This window comes from Piscinibacter sp. XHJ-5, assembly GCF_029855045.1.
In the GTDB taxonomy this organism is placed as follows: domain Bacteria; phylum Pseudomonadota; class Gammaproteobacteria; order Burkholderiales; family Burkholderiaceae_C; genus Albitalea.
In genome coordinates this window covers 6,241,227-6,257,659 of record NZ_CP123228.1, presented here as the reverse complement: position 1 = coordinate 6,257,659, position 16,433 = coordinate 6,241,227, and the positions used below count along the sequence as shown (strand labels likewise).

Sequence of the window (16,433 nt, the reverse complement as noted above, 5' to 3'; positions counted from 1 at the left end):
ATGGAAACCAACCACATCCACGAAGACGTCGCCGGCGGCGTACCGCTCAAGATGTGGACGCGCGGCGTGCCGGTCGAAGACGAAGCCAAGCGCCAACTGCAGAATGCCGCGCGCCTGCCCATCGTCTTCAAGCACATCGCGGTCATGCCCGACGTGCATTTCGGCATCGGCGCCACCGTGGGCTCGGTGATCCCGACCATCAAGGCCATCATCCCGGCCGCGGTGGGAGTGGACATCGGCTGCGGCATGATCGCCTGCAAGACCACGCTGACCGCGCAGGACCTGCCCGACAACCTGGGCCCGCTGCGCTCGGCCATCGAGCGTGCAGTGCCGCACGGCCGCCAACCCGGCAGCCGCGACCCGGGGGCGTGGCAGAAGGCGCCGGGCTCGGTGAACACCGCGTGGGCGCAGCTGGAGCCGGAGTTCACCGAGCTCTGCCGCGACTACCCCAAGCTGGAGAAGACCAACCACCTCCAGCACCTGGGCACGCTGGGCACCGGCAACCACTTCATCGAGGTGTGCCTGGACGAAGCGGGCAACGTGTGGTTCATGCTGCACTCGGGCTCTCGCGGCGTGGGCAACTTCATCGGCACGATGTTCATCGAGCTGGCCAAGCAGGACGCGATGCGCCATCAGGCCAATCTGCCCGACCGTGACCTGGCCTACTTCGAGGAAGGCAGCCGCTACTTCGGAGACTACGTGCGCGCCGTGGGCTGGGCGCAGAAGTTCGCCGCCATCAACCGCGAGGTGATGATGAAGCGCGTGATCGAAGCCGCGAAGACGGTGATCCGCAAGAGCTTCCAGAGCCACATCGAGGCGGTGAACTGCCACCACAACTACGTGAGCCGCGAGCACCACTTCGGCGAAGACGTGTACCTCACCCGCAAGGGCGCGGTGAGCGCGAAGGCCGGGCAGTTGGGCATCATCCCCGGCAGCATGGGCGCGCGCAGCTACATCGTGCGCGGCAAGGGCAACGCCGACAGCTTCGAGAGCTGCTCGCATGGGGCGGGGCGCGTGATGAGCCGCGGGGAGGCGAAGCGCCGCTTCACGCTGGCGGATCACCGCGCAGCGACCGAGGGCGTCGAGTGCCGCAAGGACAAGGACGTGATCGACGAAACGCCAGCGGCCTACAAGGACATCGACGCGGTGATGGAAGCGCAGCGCGACCTGGTCGATGTGGTGCACACGTTGAAGCAGGTGGTGTGTGTCAAGGGCTGACGGGCGGCGGGCCAGTTCGGGGCGTTCGGCGGGAGTCGGGCGCCCCGTTTTCGTTGCGGACCCACGATGTGCGCTCGATGGAAAGCTTGGACGGCGGCTTCATGAGCCGCGCTGGTGGGTCGCCTAGCCCAGGTCTGCGAACCCCGGATTGAATGCGACCTCCCACAGGTGACCATCCGGATCTTGAAAGTAGCCGGCATGCCCCCCGTAGAAGGTCGGCTGCGCCGGCTTGACGATCCTGGCTCCGGCACGTTCTGCCTGCTGCATGACTGCATCAACCTCTTGCGGCGAGGAGACGTTGTGGCCAATGGAAAACTCGGTGGCACTTGGCGCCTGAAGGGGCAGGCCGCTGTCCGCCGACAAACTCTTGCGCGGCCAAAGGGCAAGCTTGAGGCCGGATTGGAGATTGAAGAAGGCGACCGCACCGTTCTCGAGTTCAGTGCCGACGATGCCCTTCGTGTCGAAGCCCAGACCGTCGCGGTAGAACGCCACCGAGCGCTCGAGGTCGTCGACCCCGAGGGTCAGCAGCGTGATGCAAGGCTTCATGCTGGAAATGGTGCGTCAAGGTGAACGATTTGTCGACGTCGAGCCGAGCGCCTGGCGGTGCCAATGAAACAACTGCGTGTGGCTTTCATCGCCGTCGTCGCGCAGAACGCCGTATTCCATGCCCGCCTTGAGCAGCACTCGATGAGAGGCGACATTGGCCGGTGCAGTGGTCGCGATGATGTACTGCAGACCAAGCGAGGTGGCTGCGTAGTCGATGAGGCCGACGACAGCCTCGGTGGCCACGCCGCGACCCCAGTGGGAACGGACAAAGGCGTACTTGATCTCGGGTTCCGCCTGGCCGCCGGGATGAACGATGCCGCAAAAGCCGATCACACCGGGAGCAGCCTTCTCTTCGACGGCGAACATGCCGTACCCGCGCTTCTCGTAGTTGGCGCGGGTGACCTCGATCCACTGGACGCACGCTTCCTCGGTGATGGGCCTGCCGTCGCCCACCCAACGCATCGTCTCGGCGTCACCATAGACGGCGAGAAGCGCTGGAAGGTCGCAGTCTCGCCAGCGGCGGACGATCAAGCGCTCAGTGCTGAAAACGACCTCGGTCACGAACTGGCCTCCTGATACGGCCCGACGTTTGAAACGAGGCGGCGGTGGAAGCGGGCCTGCTGGAAGCGCCACAGCGGCTCACAGGAGCCTCCATTTGACGACAGCCGCTGCCGCCGCCGGGACGCCGAAGAGGAGAAGGAAGATGGGCAGCTCTTCGGCGATGGAGTAGCCGGCCTTTGCGATACCGACCCACATGTTGAACGCTGCCACGACGAACCACAGCACGACGAAAACGACAAGCGCTACGCCCGATGCGCCGGGATAGTGCGTGGCGAACAGCCTGGCCAAGACAAGGAAAGCTGCCAGCAGCAGCAGCCCGGCAAGCAGGAACAGAACGGTGCGCATGAGTTTCTCCCTGCGAGTAATCGGTGCGCGTCGGCATGCGCCTCGAGTCGGATGTCAGCGCTGCGCCACGACCTCCAGCATCCTCCCGTAGTCCTTTCGGTACTGTTGCGCCAGTCGCACCTTCTGCGCGGGGCGCAGCAGCTTTCCCGACACCTGGAAGAACTTGGTCTCTTCCTCCTTCAGGTGGTGCCGCACCTTGTGCACCAGCTCGCTGGCCTTGGTGCCCCAGGCCTGTCCGGACGAATCCAGCGCCCGAAGATCTTCCACCAACTCGTCCATGTCGTGGTGCTCGGCCAGCGCGTGACGTGCGCTGTTCAGGCCCATGTCGTACATCAGGATCGGCACGTACAGATATCGCTCCTCTGCCGCGGCATGCGCGGCAAGCTCGATGCGCAGTTCGCGAAACAAGGCCTCGCGTTTCGCGGGATTCCTTGCCAGCGTGCGCACCATGCTGCTGCACAGACGTCGCTGCTTGGCATGGCTGGCGCGCAGTTCGTCGTAGATGTCGGTCATGGCGCTCGGCCTCCTCCAGGCGGTTCAAGGCTGCTTGACCCGGGGGACCCCGCGCGGCAGCCATCAGTGCCGTCCGGGTCGGGCCAATGATCGAGCAGATCGCTGGCCTGTTCGAAAAGCGCGCAAGCCTGGAGCAACTCGGCTTCTGCACGCAGGCGACCGATCAGTTGCATGCCGACGGGAAGGGCATCCCCGCCGAATCCGCAGTGCAAGGTGATGGCCGGATGGCCGGTCAAGTTGAAAGGCATCGTCCAGGGAAACCAGTTCGGTCGCATCTCGGCGTACGAGCGACCGTCGATCTCCAGCGGATCGAACAGGTCCTGGTCGATCGATGGTGCGGTCCGGGACAGCGTCGGGACGGCGATGAAGTGGTGCTCCGCGAGCAAGCCTTGGACGCGACGGAACAGGCGAGTCCGCTCGAAGTTCGCGCTCTGGTAGTCCACGGCGCTGTACTGGCTGGCGAGCTCCAATTGACGAATCAATGAGGGACTCATCTCGGCCGAATGCTGCTGCGCCAGGCCCGCGAATCGCGCACGCCACACCGTGTGGTTGATGGTGCGCCAGAGCGGCTCGATGTCCCAACCGTCGGTGGGCATCTCGACCAGCTCGGCTCCCAGGTCCGCCAACCTGCCGACGGCGCGCAAGAAGCACGCGCGAACGTCGCCGGCGATGGGGCGGCCTGACGGCGCGAGAGCGAACAGCACCCGCTTGCCGTGCAGATCACCCCCGCCGGGCGCTGCACCGCGAGGGTCGAACGACGGCACCCCGGCTGACCATGGATCCGAGGGGTGCTCACCGGCCATCGCCTGGAGCATCAGTGCCGTGTCGGCGACCGTCCGCGACATCGGCGTGACGTAGGTCAGGTTGCCGAATGCATCGAGCGCCTGCGAATGCGGCACGACACCCATGCTCTGCTTCAACCCCACCACACCGTTGCAGGCAGCCGGTATGCGGGTGGAGCCTCCGCCGTCGGTGGCCACGCCGATGGGGGCGAGGCCGCTGGCGACTGCGACGGCAGCGCCGCCGCTGGACCCGCCGCTGGTGTGCCGCGGGTTCCACGCGTTCGGCGTCCGCCCGAACAACGGTGCATCGGTGAGGCACTTGGCACCGAACTCCGACGTCGTCGTCTTGCCGATGAGGATGGCGCCTTGTGCGCGAAGACGCTGCACGGCGACCGCATCGTGGTCCGGGACGTTTGCGGCGTGCAGCCTGGAGCCGAGCGTCGTGCGCACGCCGCGCGTGTCGACCAGGTCCTTGCAGGCGTACGGGATGCCGTGCAGCAAGCCGAGCGGCTCGCCCCGCATCAGCGCACTCTCCGCGGCTCGCGCCTCACGCAGCGCTTCGTCGTGGCAGAGGGTGATGAAGCAATTGAGTCGCCCCTGCAATCGTTCGGCTCGGTGCAGCACCGCCTGCACCAATTCGACAGGCGACACGTCACGGCGACCGATCGCTTCGCGCAAGCGGGTGGCGGGCAGGAAGCAGAGTTCCTCGTTCATCCGGAAGGCTGTGCAACGACACAATGCATGGCGCTTCCAGACTGACACGCGAAGGGCGCACGGTCAAATACCCGGATCGACATCGAGCCATGTCGATCCGTCAGGCCCTGCGGCTTCGAGAGCCTGCAGCAACATCAGGCCGGTGCCCAGGCGGGCACCAGCGAGCTCGCGAGCGTCACTGACGCCGGCGCCTGGCCACCCCGAGCGCAGCGAGACCGAGCCCCATCAACGCCCACGTTCCCGGCTCCGGGATGACCGCCGTCGTTCCGGCCACCCCTACGGTGAAGCCGTAGTAGTGCTCCAAGGTGTTTGTCCACGACAAGGACGAGAAAGTCCCCAGGAACTGCACCACGCCGTTGCCTTCGAGCCCGCTCACCGTGTTGCCGGAAACGGTGATCGCACTCCCGCCGTAGCTGACGTTCGGGCCGCCCACCTGGAATGTCGGCGTCGCGTCGAAGGTGAACGACGCCGGCGTTCGCGGCTGACCCAGGCTCCAGATGGCGAATACCGGATTCGTCACCGGGGTCGCGAAGCTCAGCGTGTTCGTCCCGGGCGCCGCCCCGTTCAACGCGATGATGTCCCCCACGCTCGCCGGGCCCGCCGTCACGGTGCCGCCGACGAACGACGTGCTCGGCGCCCAGCTGGAGGCGAAGCCGCCATTGGTGTAGGTCACGCCGCCCAGCACCTGCCCGCTGTAGCTGACGGCCGAGCCGTCCAGGGTTCCCGCCGCCGAGCCTCCGCTGCCCGGCGAGGCGCTGGTCCAATCGGTCCAGACGGTCTGGGCTGAAACAGGCGCTGCCGCCACCAGCAGCGCGCCCGCGAGAGACAGGGTCCACCGCATGATCTCTCCTCAAACGCTGTTGTTCGAGCCTACACAGTAGTTCGTGGGAGGCGTCATTGCCCTCCGCAAAAACGAAGGGGCGGACAGGCACGCTGTATGCCTGCCACCTGTGCCTCATTTCTCGAATGCCTTGCAAGGAGACAAGCTCCATGGAAAAGATGCTTCGCCTGCTCGAGACCTTCACGGCCCGCGGCAGCGACGGCCAGACCTATCGCATCCAGGCCTACGAACACCTCGCGCGCCTCGACGCGGTTCCCGATCCGCAGGGGCATTGGGAGTCCACCGGGCTCGCAGAGTACAAGCTGCCCGACGGCCGCCATGTCAGCGTCGACCGCGAAGGCACGATGACGCTGGCCGGCACCGAGGTTCACCTCCGACGCGAGCCGTCCTCGCGGCACTGAAGTCGGCTTGCATTGGCGGGGCGCAGGCGCTCCGCCGCAGAGACGACCGCCCCCTGGTGCGGGCGTTGACTGCGAGCGCGTCCTTCGACAAGCTGAGGATGAACGGAAAGGACGCTCATGCCCAGCTACGTAGCCTTCTTGCGCGGTATCAGCCCGATGAACGCGAAGATGCCGGAACTCCAGCGCTGCTTCGAGGCCGCCGGCTTCACCGGGGTGAAGACGGTGCTGGCGAGCGGCAACATCGTGTTCGGCGCGCGGGCCGCTGCCGCCGGCACGCTGGAGCGCAAGGCCGAGACCGCGATGGCAGGCGAGCTGGGCCACAGCTTCCGCACCATCGTGCGTCCGACCCGGGCGCTGCGTGAGTTGCTCGAGGCCGATCCCTTTGCCGACTTTCGCCTGCCCGCGGAGGCGAAGCGCGTCGTCACCTTCCTGCGCAAGCCGCAGCCGGGCAAGCTCTCGCTGCCGATCGAGACCGACGGCGCGCACATCGTCGGGATGAATGCGGGCGAGGTATTCACTGCCTATGTGCCCAGCGCGCGCGGTGCCGTGTTCATGCGGCTCATCGAGAAGACCTTCGGCACCGAGGTGACGACGCGGACCTGGGACACGATCAGGAAATGCGTGGCTGCAGCGGACCGGACGTGAGGCGCCGGCCATGAACTCGAGCCCCGGGAACATCCGCAACATCGGCGTCATCGCCCACGTGGACGCGGGCAAGACCACGACCACCGAACGCATCCTGTTCCACACCGGCGAGAGCCACCGCATCGGGGACGTCGACGACGGCACCACGCGCATGGACTTCGATCCGCAGGAGCGTCAGCGCGGCATCACCATCCACAGCGCGGCCATCACGGTGCACTGGAAGGACGCGCAGATCAACCTGATCGACACGCCCGGTCACATCGACTTCAACATCGAGGTGAACCGCTCGCTGCGCGTGCTCGACGGCGCCATCGTCGTCTTTGACGGGGTCGCCGGCGTCGAGCCGCAGACCGAGACGAACTGGCGGCTCGCCGACAAGTACCGCGTGCCGCGCATCGCCTTCGTCAACAAGCTCGATCGCGTCGGCGCCGACTTCGCGCGCGTCGTCGAGATGATGGAGGAGCGCCTCGGCGTGAGGGCGCTGCCCCTGCAGTGGCCGATTGGCGCCGAAGGCGGCTTTCGCGGCGTGGTCGACCTGCTGGCGATGCGCGCGCTCGTCTGGGACAAGGACGACGCCAGCGAGCCGTATCGCGAGACCGAAGTGCCGCCCGAGCTGATCGAGCCCGCACAGCGGCTGCGCGCCCGCCTCGTGGAGGCGGCGGTGGAGCACGACGACGCGGCGTTGCAGACCTATCTGCAGGGCGATGAGGTCGCGGTCGACGTGCTGCGTGCGTGCATTCGCCGGGGCGTGCTGGCGGCGGCCTTCGTGCCGGTGCTCGCCGGGGCTGCCTACCGCAACCGCGGCATCGAGCCGCTGCTCGACGCCGTCGTCGACTATCTGCCGCGACCCGGCGAAGTGGCCGGCGTGGCCGGCCAGCCCGACGCCGATCCGAAGGGACCGTTCGCGGCGCTCGCGTTCAAGGTGGTCAGCGACGACCACGGCACCATGGTGTTCGTGCGCGTCTACCGCGGCCGCTTGCGTCGCGGCGACGCCATGCTCGACACGACGACCGGCCGCATCGAGCGCGCCGCGCGCATCTACGAGGTGCATGCCGACGACCACATCGAGCGCGAGGAGGTGGTGGCCGGCGACATCGCGGCCCTCGTCGGGCCCAAGGACACGCTGACCGGCCACACCTTGTGCGACCGCAACCACCCGGTTCACCTGGAGGAGATCAGCGTGCCCGAGCCGGTGATCCATGTGTCCATCGAGCCGCGCACGCAGGCCGACCAGCAGGGCCTGGCGAAGGCGCTGCACGCCATGCAGCGCGACGACCCCAGCCTGCACGTCCGGCACGACAGCGAATCGGGCGACACCATCCTCTCCGGCATGGGCGAGCTGCAGCTCGAGGTCGCGGTCGAGAGCCTGCGCGCCCGCCACGGCGTGCAGGTGACGGTGGGCCGGCCGCAGGTCGCCTACCGCGAGACGGTCACGAAGAGCGCGCAGGTGCACCACCTCCACAGGAAGCAGACCGGCGGGCCGGGCCAGTTCGCCGAGCTGACCCTGCGGGTCGCGCCGCTGGCACGCGGCGAGGGCCTGCGCTTCGAGAGCCAGGTGGCTGGCGGCGCGATCCCGAAGGAATTCGTTCCGGCCGTGGAGGCGGGCGTGCGCCGCGCGGCGCAGGCCGGGGTGGTGCAGGGCTACCCGTGCGTGGACGTCGCCGTGACGCTGCTCGACGGGAGCCATCACGAGCGCGACTCGTCGACCCTGGCCTTCGAGCTGGCGGGCGCGGCGGCGTTTCGCGAGGCGCTCTCGCAGGCAGGTCCCGCGCTGCTCGAGCCCGTGATGGCTGTCGAGGTCATCACGCCCGTCGAGTACCTCGGCGACTGCATCGGCGACCTGCATCGCCGGCGCGGTGTCGTGCATGCGCAGACCATGCGCGGCAACGCGAGCGTCATCGACGCGCACGTGCCGCTCAAGGAGATGTTCGGCTACATCGGCAGCCTGCGTGCGTTGTCGTCCGGGCGGGCGCAGTATTCGATGCAGCTGGATCACTACGACCTGGTCTAGGGTGAGACCTCGCCCCGCTCCTCTCCCGCAAGCGGGGCTGGAGCACGAGGGGGCTTTACGACTTCGCCAGCCTCAGGGGCGTCAGCGACGCCCGCAGCCGCGCGAGGTCGTCGCCGCCCGACCCGGCCGATTCGTTCAGCGCGCCCTGCACGCTGCCGATGTGCTTGACCATCAGCTTCTCCGCCTTCGACGTGTCGCCCTTCGCCAGGGCCTCGACGATGGCGGCGTGGTCTTCGCAGGATTGCTGCGCGTCGTGCGTCGACTGGTACAGCAGCGCGACCAGCGTCGTGCGGGCGGTGAGGTCACGCATCACGTCGGCCAGCAGGCGGTTGCCCGCGCATTCGGCCAGGCACACGTGGAAGTCCGCGAGCAGGAAGGTGCGGGTCGCCGCGTCGCCATCGCGAATCGCCTTGCGCTCCTCCGCCACATGCTGGCGCAGCCGCTTGATGGCCGACTGCAGCGGCCGGCCGGCGTCGCGCAGCATGCCGGTCTCGATCACGCGGCGCGCGGCGAAGGCGTCGCGCGCTTCGTCGAAGGACGGCTCGACGACGTACCAGCCCTTGCGCGGGCGCACTTCGACGAAGCCGCGCGCCTGAAGCTGCATCAGCGCCTCGCGCACCAGCGTGCGGCTCACGCCGAACAGGTCGGCGAGCTCCTGCTCGCCCAGTCGCTCGCCCGGCGCGAGCTTTTGCGCAAGGATGGACTCGACCACCCGTTGCGCGATTTCGCTCTGGCTGGCCATCACGCCACCGCGCGGGTGGCCGGCACCCCCAGCGGCGCGTCCTCCTCGATCAAGCCATCGTCGATCGTCGCCGGAAGCTGGCCGTCCAGCGTGGCGCGCGCGCGTTCGCGGTCGATGTCGCCTTCCCACGCGGCGATCGCCACCGTCGCGACGCAGTTGCCGATCAGGTTGCCCAGTGCGCGGGCGATGCCCATGAACCAGTCGACCGACAGCACCAGCACCAGCCCGATCGCCGGAATGGCCGGGATGGCCTGCAGCGTCGCGGCGAGCACCACGATGGCCGACCCGGGCACGCCGTGCGCGCCCTTGGAAGTCACCAGAGACACCGCCAGGATGGCCAGCAGATCGGTCATCGACACCGGCGTGTTGGTCGCCTGCGCGATGAACACGGCGGCCAGCGTGATGTAGATCGAGAACGCATCGAGGTTGAACGAGTAGCCCGTCGGAATGACCAGGCCCACCGTCGAATCGCGGATGCCCATGCGCTTGAGCTTGGCCATGATCTGCGGGAGCACGCTGTCCGACGACGTCGTCGCGAACACGACCATCAGCTCCTCGCGCAGGTACTTGAGCAGCTTGAACAGGCTGAAGCCCGACAGCCGCATGATGAGTCCCAGCACGACCACGACGAAAAAGATCACTGCCGCGTAGAACAGCACCACCAGCATGCCCAGCTGCTTGAGCGAGCCGACGCCGTACCGGCCGACGGTGAACGCGATGGCTCCCAGCACGCCCAGCGGCGCGAGCTTGATGATGATGCCCATCACCTTGAACAGCGCATGGGCCAGGTCGTCGACCAGGCCGGCGATGCGCGTGCCCTTGTCGCCGAGCAGGGCGAGCGCGCAGCCGAAGATCACGGCGAACAGCAGCACCTGCAGCACGTCACCCTTGGCGAAGGCGTCCACCACGGTCGTGGGAATGAGCTTCATCAGGAATTCCACCGTGCCGCCGCCGGTGAGCTTGCTGGCGTTCTCGGCATAGGCGCCCATCGCCTTCGCATCGAGCGCCTTCGGGTCGACGTTCATGCCCACGCCGGGCTGGAAGACGAAGGCGAGCAGCAGTCCGATGCCGAGCGCGATGGTGGTCACCACCTCGAAGTAGATCAGCGACTTCACGCCCACGCGCCCCACGCGCTTGAGGTCGCCCGCCCCGGCAATGCCGTGCACGACGACGCAGAACACGAGCACCGGGATGATCATCTTGATCAGCTTGATGAAGCCGTCGCCGAGCGGCTTGAGCTTGACAGCCGCCTCGGGCCACAGGAGGCCGACGAGCACGCCGGCGATCAGCGCCAGGACGACCTGGCCGAAAAGGGAACGCAGGAACTTGGGCATGGGCTACCTCGCGGCAAAGTGGGATGCAAGCCTTGAGCGCAAGACTTGCATACAAGCAATGTAGGCAAGCCGTGTCCGGGCGCGGATCGGGTTTTCCCGGAGGATTCCGTCGCTTTTCGTCAGGGGTGTCTCGATGGCGTCGCGGAGTCGACCTCCTCTCCCGTTCGCGGGAGAGGACCGGGGTGAGGGCGGAAAGGAAGAAAGCCCGGGCTCACCGCTCCGCAATGAAATGCTGAACCCTGACCGCCTCCCCCGGCAACACGAACGCCCGCACCCGCGCTTCCACTTCCTGGTCCGCCAGCGTGGCCCGCGCGCGCTGATGCAGGTAGTCCGCCCATGAGGTCACGATGAAGCGCTCGGCAAAATGCGCCGGATCCGACAGGTCGCGGTACACGCGCCAGAAGGTCGCGCCGTCGCGCTTGCGAAACGCCTTCAGCTCGGTCACCGCCTCGAGGAAGGCGGCCTGGTCCTCGGGCCGGATGCGATAGCCGACCTCCACGGCCACCGGCCCTGCATCGGGGTCGGGTTCGGTGGCGACGAAGAGTTCTTCCCAGGGACGAGCCTGCGTCACCTCCTGTTGCGCACCCATGCGCAGCGGGAAGGGCCGGGCGAGCAGCACGCCGCCGGCCATGCAGGCGGCGGCCAGGCAGAGGGTGAACGTCAGGCCCGCGACGGCTGAAACCAGGCCCCAGACGGCCGACCCGATGGCGAACGAGCCCAGCGCGCACAGCGTGTGCAACGCCGTCGCGCGCGAGCGCACCCAGGGCGGGGCGCTGGTCTGCGTGGCGGTGTTGAAGGTCGACATCGTCGCCATCCACGCCGCGCCGCCGAACAACAGCGCCGCATAGACAGCCCACGCCCAGGGAACCAGGGCGGCAATGACCATCGTCGCCGCGAATACCAGGCACGAGATGCCGACGACCTTCTCCAGCCCGACCTGCACGCGCCAGCGACCGATGAACAGGCCCGCGGCGACCGCCCCGCCGCCCAGGCAGCCCATCAGCACACCGTAGCCCTGCGCGCCGAGTCCGAGCTGGCGCTGGCCGATCACCGGCAGCAAGGCCCACAGCGCCGAGCCGGCACCGCCGAAGGCGACCGTGCGCACGAGCTGCGCGAGGATCATCCGCGAGTGTCGTGCGAAGCGCAGTCCGCTCAAGGTGCCGCCCCACAGGCGCTCGGCCGGCAGCCTGGAGGCCGGATGCGGCCGGGGCGGCCAGCGGCGCATCGCCTGCAGCATGGTCAGCACGCAGGCGACCGCGATGAAGAACACCCAGCCGGCGCCCACCTGCGCGAACACCACGCCGGCCAGCGCCGGGCCCAGCGCCCGCGCCGCGTTGAATGCGATCGCCACCGCGGTGATCGCCTGTGGCAGCTCGTCGCGGGGCACGGCGTCGGCGATGGTGGAGTTCCACGCCGGCGACAGCAGCGCGGTGCAGCAGCCCGACACGAAGACGAAGAACAGCAGCACGCCGGGACCCGCCCAGCCCGCGACGACCATCAGCGCCAGCAGCAGCGAGACGACGATCTGCGTCGACAGCCCCCGCACGATCAGGCGTCGCCGATCCGTGGTGTCGGCGAGCACTCCCGCCGGCAGCGCGAGCAGGAACATCGGCAGGAAGACCGCGGTCTGCACCAGCGCGGCGAGAAGCGACGAGCCGGTCACCTCCACCATCAGCCAGGCCGCTGCCATGGTCTGCATGGCGTTGCCGATGAAGTAGACGGCGCCGCTGGTCCACAGCCCGCGGAAGGGATGACGGCGCAGCGGGGACCAGATGGAGGCGGTGGAGCTCATCTGGCCCGGATTATTCCGCTCGGGCCGACCTGCGCGTGCGCATGGCGGACGGACCGGCTCGCGTGTGCCGGCCTCGCCAGCGGCCCGGCCCTAGAACGTCGCCCGCAGCTGGGCGCGCAGGCCGTGGTCCCGCGTGCCGCTGCCGATGCGGCCGGTGTACGAGAAGGACAGGCCGGCACGGCGCGACAGCGCGACGTCGAGCTCGCCTTCGAGCAGCGCGGCGTCCTGGACGACCGAAGCGCCCTCGATGCCGAAGCGATCGGTGCGCCCGGAGAACGCCAGCTCGACGAGGGGGGCGCGATCGCCGCTCGCATGCTGCCAGGCGAACATTCCGCGCACCGTGGCCACGGTGCCGCCCACCGCCAGGGCGTGCGAGGCGCGCGCGCCCAGCGTCGCGAAGGAGACATCCGCCCTCGCGCGCTCGCCCTGGAGGGCGACCGAACCGCCGCGCTCGTCGAACGCCGTGGCGCGCGTGCGCACCGCGGCAACGCCGGCGAACGGCTCGACCGCCGTGCGAGCCGTCGCGACCAGCGGCGTCGAGACTTCGGCGAAGGCCTGCGTCGTGGTTGCGTCGTAGGCGGCTGTCGGCGCGTCGGTCAGTCCGGTCAGCGAGACGCTGCGATGCGTCTCGATGTCGTGCCAGGAGCGCGCCGCGCCCAGTCGCACGTCGAGCGAGCGCCACGCCGCCGCGCCGTGCACGCCGAGGTGCCCTCGTCGCGCCGGCTCGACGATGCGCGCGCCCCGGCATCGAGTCGCGCACGGGTCTGCCCCGTCAAGACCCCGGCGCGCAGCGACGGGTTGATCTCGACATCGGCGCCGGCCAGCAGTCCGGCGATGTCGCGGCGCACCGCCGCCGCGTTGCCGTCGCTCTCGCGCCGCGCCTCGGAGCCGATCGCGCGCGCCCAGGCCACGCCGCCCGCCTGCGTTCCGCTCGGCTCAGCACGCCGCGGCTGCAATGCGGCCTCGCGCACGAAGCGGCTGTCGTCGAGGAGCGCGCTCAGCGTGGTGGCATGCACCTCGCCGGACAGGGCGTCGAACGCGCTGCGCGCCTGCTGCGGCGCCAGGCCCACGACGGCGTCCCAGGCGGGATGGCCGAACCCCAGCGCGTCGATGGCCTTTGCGGCCTGCTGCTGGTTGGCGGTGTTCCCGATGGCCGCGAAGGACACGTCGTTGCGCACGAGCTCGATCGTGACGCTGGTGGGCGTGTACGACAGCCGCGAATTCAGGAACGCGAGCCCGGTCGACACTGCGTCGAAAGTGCCGCTCACGCCGCCTTGCGCGGTGAGGATGGTGTAGGTCGATTGCGGTCGGTACGCACCGAGCAGACCCACGTGCGCGACGCGGCCGCCGAGGATCGCGCGGCCCCCCACCTCGACCAGATCGCTGCCGATGCCCGACGGATCCACTTCGATGGCGAGCGCCGAATCCGCGGACAGCGTCAGGTCGCCGGCGACGCTCAGCGTGCCGATCGAGTTGCCCGGCGCCAAGGTCGCGTTCGGCTGGAGGTGCAGCGTGCCGAGCCTGCCCAGGCCGTCGAGCGTGGCACCGGCGGCGACGGTGGTCAGGCCGCCGAGTGCGCCGTTGAGGCGCAGCGTCCCGGCGTCGACGCGCGTGGTGCCCGCGAATCCGCTGGAGTCGCCGCTCAGCGTCAGGCGTGCGTTGCCCGTCTTGACCAGCCTGCCCGCGCCGCCGAGGGTGCCGGCAAAGGAGGCGTCGGCGGGGCTGTCGAGCTGCCACGTGCCCGGCGCGGCGATGTCCACGCGCGCCGCCGGCGGCAGGGCGTTGGCCGCTGCCACCAGGCGGCCCCCCTCGATCGAGATGCGGTCGATGCGAGCGAGCCCGTCACCTGCAACTCGCCGGCGTCGACCACCGTACGGCCGGTATAGCGCTGGGCACCCGGCAGCGTCAGCGTGCCGCTGCCGGTCTTCGTCAGATCCGCGGTGCCCGACAGCAGGCCGGGGACCAGGCCCGCCGCCATCTCGAACCGCGAAGACGCGGTGGCGCTGCCCGACAGCGTGCCGCCCGTCATCCGCAGCGTGCCCACGAGTAGCGCGCCGCTCATCTCGCCGCCCGACAGCTCGTAGGCGGGACCGGCGACCCGGCCCGACATCGTGCCGCCCGACTGGGCGAAGCCGGTGGACGTGGACAGGGTGCCGTTGCGCAAGGTGCCGGCCGACAGGCTGCCCTGAGCGGCCTGCTGCGTGGTGCCGCTCAGGTCGAGTACGCCGCCGTCGACGCGCAGGGTGCCGATCGTGTTGGTCGAGTTGGCCAGCACCAGCGTGCCGGCTTCGGCCGACAGGGTGCCCGACAGGTCGAGCACGCCGCTGAGCGTGGTCGTGCCGCTGCCGGTGTGGCGCAGCAGGCCGGCGCCTTCGATGCGGGCCGCGTGCGTGTGGGCATCGCCGCGGTGGAACGCCAGCGTCGCGCCCTCGGCGATGGTGGTGGTGCCGCGGCCCAGCTGCCCTGCGGCGCCGCCCTCGCCCACCTGCAGCGTGCCGGCGGACACGGTGGTCGTGCCGGTGTAGAGGTTGGCGCCGGCAAGCGCGAGGACGCCGCTGCCGGCCTTGGTGATGTTCCACGAGCCGGGTGTGCCGAATCCGGCGGGCGGCGTGTACCCGCCGGCGACCACGCCGGCCTCGTCGGCGATGGCGTCGCGGATCACCTGCGACTGCCCCGCACCGGGCTGGAACTGCAGGCTGCCGCTGCCTTGCAGGAAGAAGCCCGAGCCGAAGCCTTCGCCGTGTCCGCCGGCGCCGCTCGTGCCGCCGGCCACCGAGCCGCCCTCGACCGTGAAGCGCCCCGACACGATGAGGGTGCCGCCTTGCATGACAAACACGCCGCCGCCCATGCCGGCACCCGCGCCGCCGCTGCCCATGACGGTGCCGGGGCTGGCTCGGCCGCCGCCGAAGCCGCCTGCACCGGCCGCGATCTGGCCGGGAAGCAGGTTGCCGGCGCCGCCGCCGCCGTATCCCCCATCGGCCCTGAACAGGGCCGTGCCGCCGCCGCCGCCGAATCCGCCCTTGCCGCCGTGGTGGCCGCCCGTGCCTCCACCGCCGCCGAAGCCGCCCGCCCCGCCGTCGTCGGGGCCTCCGGCGCCGCCGGCGACACTGCCGCCGCCGGCGCCCATTCCGTTGCCCGCGGCCCCGCCCCCACCGCCGGTCCCCCCGGCCTTGAGCGGCGCAGATCCGCCCGGAGCGGCACCGGTGACGATGCCGTCGCACAGGCCGGAGTCGCAATAGCCGGTGAATCCGCTGCCGCCTGCGGCCCGCTTGCCGATGCCCCCGCCGCCGCCCGGCGTGCCCGTGCCGCCGTTGCCGCCCAGGCCACCGCCACCCGCAAGCGGCAGCGACAGGCTCGCGTGTCCGCCTTGCGCCGCGCTGGCATGGACGGCGACGTTCGATACCGTGACGTGCGCCCCTTCCCTGACGAACAGCGCCCGGCCGAGACCGGCGCCTGCACCGCCCGCGGAACTGTCGCCCCCTTTGGCCAGCGTGTTGGCGATCGTGAGGTCGTTCACCGCGACCGCTCCGGCATGCACGAACAGGCCGCGGTTCTCGCCGTTGCCGCTGAGCCTGCGACCGTTGCCGTCGATCGTCAGGCTGACGACGACGGCGGGCAGGTCACCCCCGCCGGCGGCGGTCACGGTGATGTCCTGCTGGAAGCGGATGGTGTCGCCGGCGGCCGCGGCGACGAGCGAGCTGCGAAGTTGCGCTTCGTTGGCCACGTCGAAGACGGCCGCCTGGGCCGAGGACACTGCGGCGAGCGCGCAATGGCCGGCCAGCAGCACGCGGGAAGTCGAGCCCAGCGCCAGCGCGCCAGCGCGCGCGATCACCGTCTTGCGACCAGGGACCGCGGTGCGCGGCGGGCGAGTGTGGGAGAAGGACATCGGGCTCTGCCAAGGCGATCGATCGAGGATCGCGATGCTCGGGGCGAGCCGGGTGCACGCGATGCGCGTGCGATGACCGAATCGCGACGTCGCGTTTGCTTG

The 16,433-nt window shown here is 69.6% G+C and carries 14 protein-coding genes and 1 pseudogene; 4 read left to right on the top strand and 11 right to left on the bottom strand.

Features of this window, described 5'->3' with window-relative positions; translation table 11 throughout:
- Positions 1-1,218: an RtcB family protein gene (locus P7V53_RS29675; protein WP_280153081.1), complete on the top strand. Its 1,218-nt coding sequence runs from the start codon at positions 1-3 to the stop codon at positions 1,216-1,218.
- Positions 1,219-1,341: 123 nt separating this feature from the next.
- Here the strand turns inward: P7V53_RS29675 and P7V53_RS29670 are convergent, their stop codons facing one another.
- The 6 genes from P7V53_RS29670 to P7V53_RS29645 form a co-directional block, all read right to left on the bottom strand.
- Positions 1,342-1,764 (bottom strand): VOC family protein, encoded by a 423-nt coding sequence (locus P7V53_RS29670; protein ID WP_280153080.1) that lies wholly within the window; start codon positions 1,762-1,764, stop codon positions 1,342-1,344.
- 15 nt (positions 1,765-1,779) lie between these two features.
- Positions 1,780-2,325: a GNAT family N-acetyltransferase gene (locus P7V53_RS29665; protein WP_280153079.1), complete on the bottom strand. Its 546-nt coding sequence runs from the start codon at positions 2,323-2,325 to the stop codon at positions 1,780-1,782.
- A gap of 78 nt (positions 2,326-2,403) precedes the next feature.
- The gene (locus P7V53_RS29660; protein WP_280153078.1) at positions 2,404-2,670 is read right to left on the bottom strand and encodes a hypothetical protein; all 267 of its coding nucleotides are present in this window, start codon (positions 2,668-2,670) and stop codon (positions 2,404-2,406) included.
- 54 nt (positions 2,671-2,724) lie between these two features.
- The gene (locus P7V53_RS29655; protein WP_280153076.1) at positions 2,725-3,183 is read right to left on the bottom strand and encodes a hemerythrin domain-containing protein; all 459 of its coding nucleotides are present in this window, start codon (positions 3,181-3,183) and stop codon (positions 2,725-2,727) included.
- Positions 3,180-4,679: an amidase gene (locus P7V53_RS29650; RefSeq protein ID WP_280153075.1), complete on the bottom strand. Its 1,500-nt coding sequence runs from the start codon at positions 4,677-4,679 to the stop codon at positions 3,180-3,182. Before P7V53_RS29650 ends, P7V53_RS29655 begins: the two co-directional genes overlap by 4 nt.
- A gap of 175 nt (positions 4,680-4,854) precedes the next feature.
- Entirely contained in the window at positions 4,855-5,520 is a 666-nt protein-coding gene (locus tag P7V53_RS29645) for a PEP-CTERM sorting domain-containing protein (RefSeq protein ID WP_280153074.1), read from the bottom strand.
- A 149-nt stretch (positions 5,521-5,669) separates the two neighbouring features.
- Here P7V53_RS29645 and P7V53_RS29640 point away from each other — a divergent pair, with 149 nt between their 5' ends.
- From P7V53_RS29640 to fusA, 3 genes are all read left to right on the top strand, one after another.
- Positions 5,670-5,921 carry a hypothetical protein gene (locus P7V53_RS29640; protein WP_280153073.1) on the top strand — a complete coding sequence of 84 codons (252 nt, stop codon included), beginning with the start codon at positions 5,670-5,672 and terminating at the stop codon, positions 5,919-5,921.
- 117 nt (positions 5,922-6,038) lie between these two features.
- On the top strand, positions 6,039-6,566 hold the full coding sequence (locus tag P7V53_RS29635; RefSeq protein ID WP_280153072.1) for a DUF1697 domain-containing protein: 528 nt from the start codon (positions 6,039-6,041) through the stop codon (positions 6,564-6,566).
- 10 nt (positions 6,567-6,576) lie between these two features.
- Positions 6,577-8,577, top strand: coding sequence for an elongation factor G (fusA, locus tag P7V53_RS29630; protein ID WP_280153071.1), 2,001 nt, complete (start codon positions 6,577-6,579; stop codon positions 8,575-8,577).
- A 55-nt stretch (positions 8,578-8,632) separates the two neighbouring features.
- Here fusA and P7V53_RS29625 read toward each other — a convergent pair whose 3' ends face one another.
- The 5 genes and pseudogenes from P7V53_RS29625 to P7V53_RS29605 form a co-directional block, all read right to left on the bottom strand.
- Positions 8,633-9,319: a GntR family transcriptional regulator gene (locus P7V53_RS29625; protein WP_280153070.1), complete on the bottom strand. Its 687-nt coding sequence runs from the start codon at positions 9,317-9,319 to the stop codon at positions 8,633-8,635.
- Entirely contained in the window at positions 9,319-10,653 is a 1,335-nt protein-coding gene (locus P7V53_RS29620) for a C4-dicarboxylate transporter DctA (RefSeq protein WP_280153069.1), read from the bottom strand. The genes P7V53_RS29625 and P7V53_RS29620 overlap by 1 nt, the downstream gene beginning before the upstream one ends.
- A gap of 211 nt (positions 10,654-10,864) precedes the next feature.
- A complete protein-coding gene (locus tag P7V53_RS29615) occupies positions 10,865-12,445 on the bottom strand; it encodes an MFS transporter (protein WP_280153068.1) in 1,581 nt (526 codons plus the stop codon).
- 159 nt (positions 12,446-12,604) lie between these two features.
- Positions 12,605-14,205, bottom strand: a pseudogene (locus P7V53_RS29610) (autotransporter domain-containing protein); the annotation flags it as partial.
- On the bottom strand, positions 14,094-16,331 hold the full coding sequence (locus P7V53_RS29605; RefSeq protein WP_280153067.1) for an autotransporter-associated beta strand repeat-containing protein: 2,238 nt from the start codon (positions 16,329-16,331) through the stop codon (positions 14,094-14,096). The pseudogene P7V53_RS29610 and the gene P7V53_RS29605, both read right to left, overlap by 112 nt.
- Between the last annotated feature and the right edge of the window lie 102 nt (positions 16,332-16,433).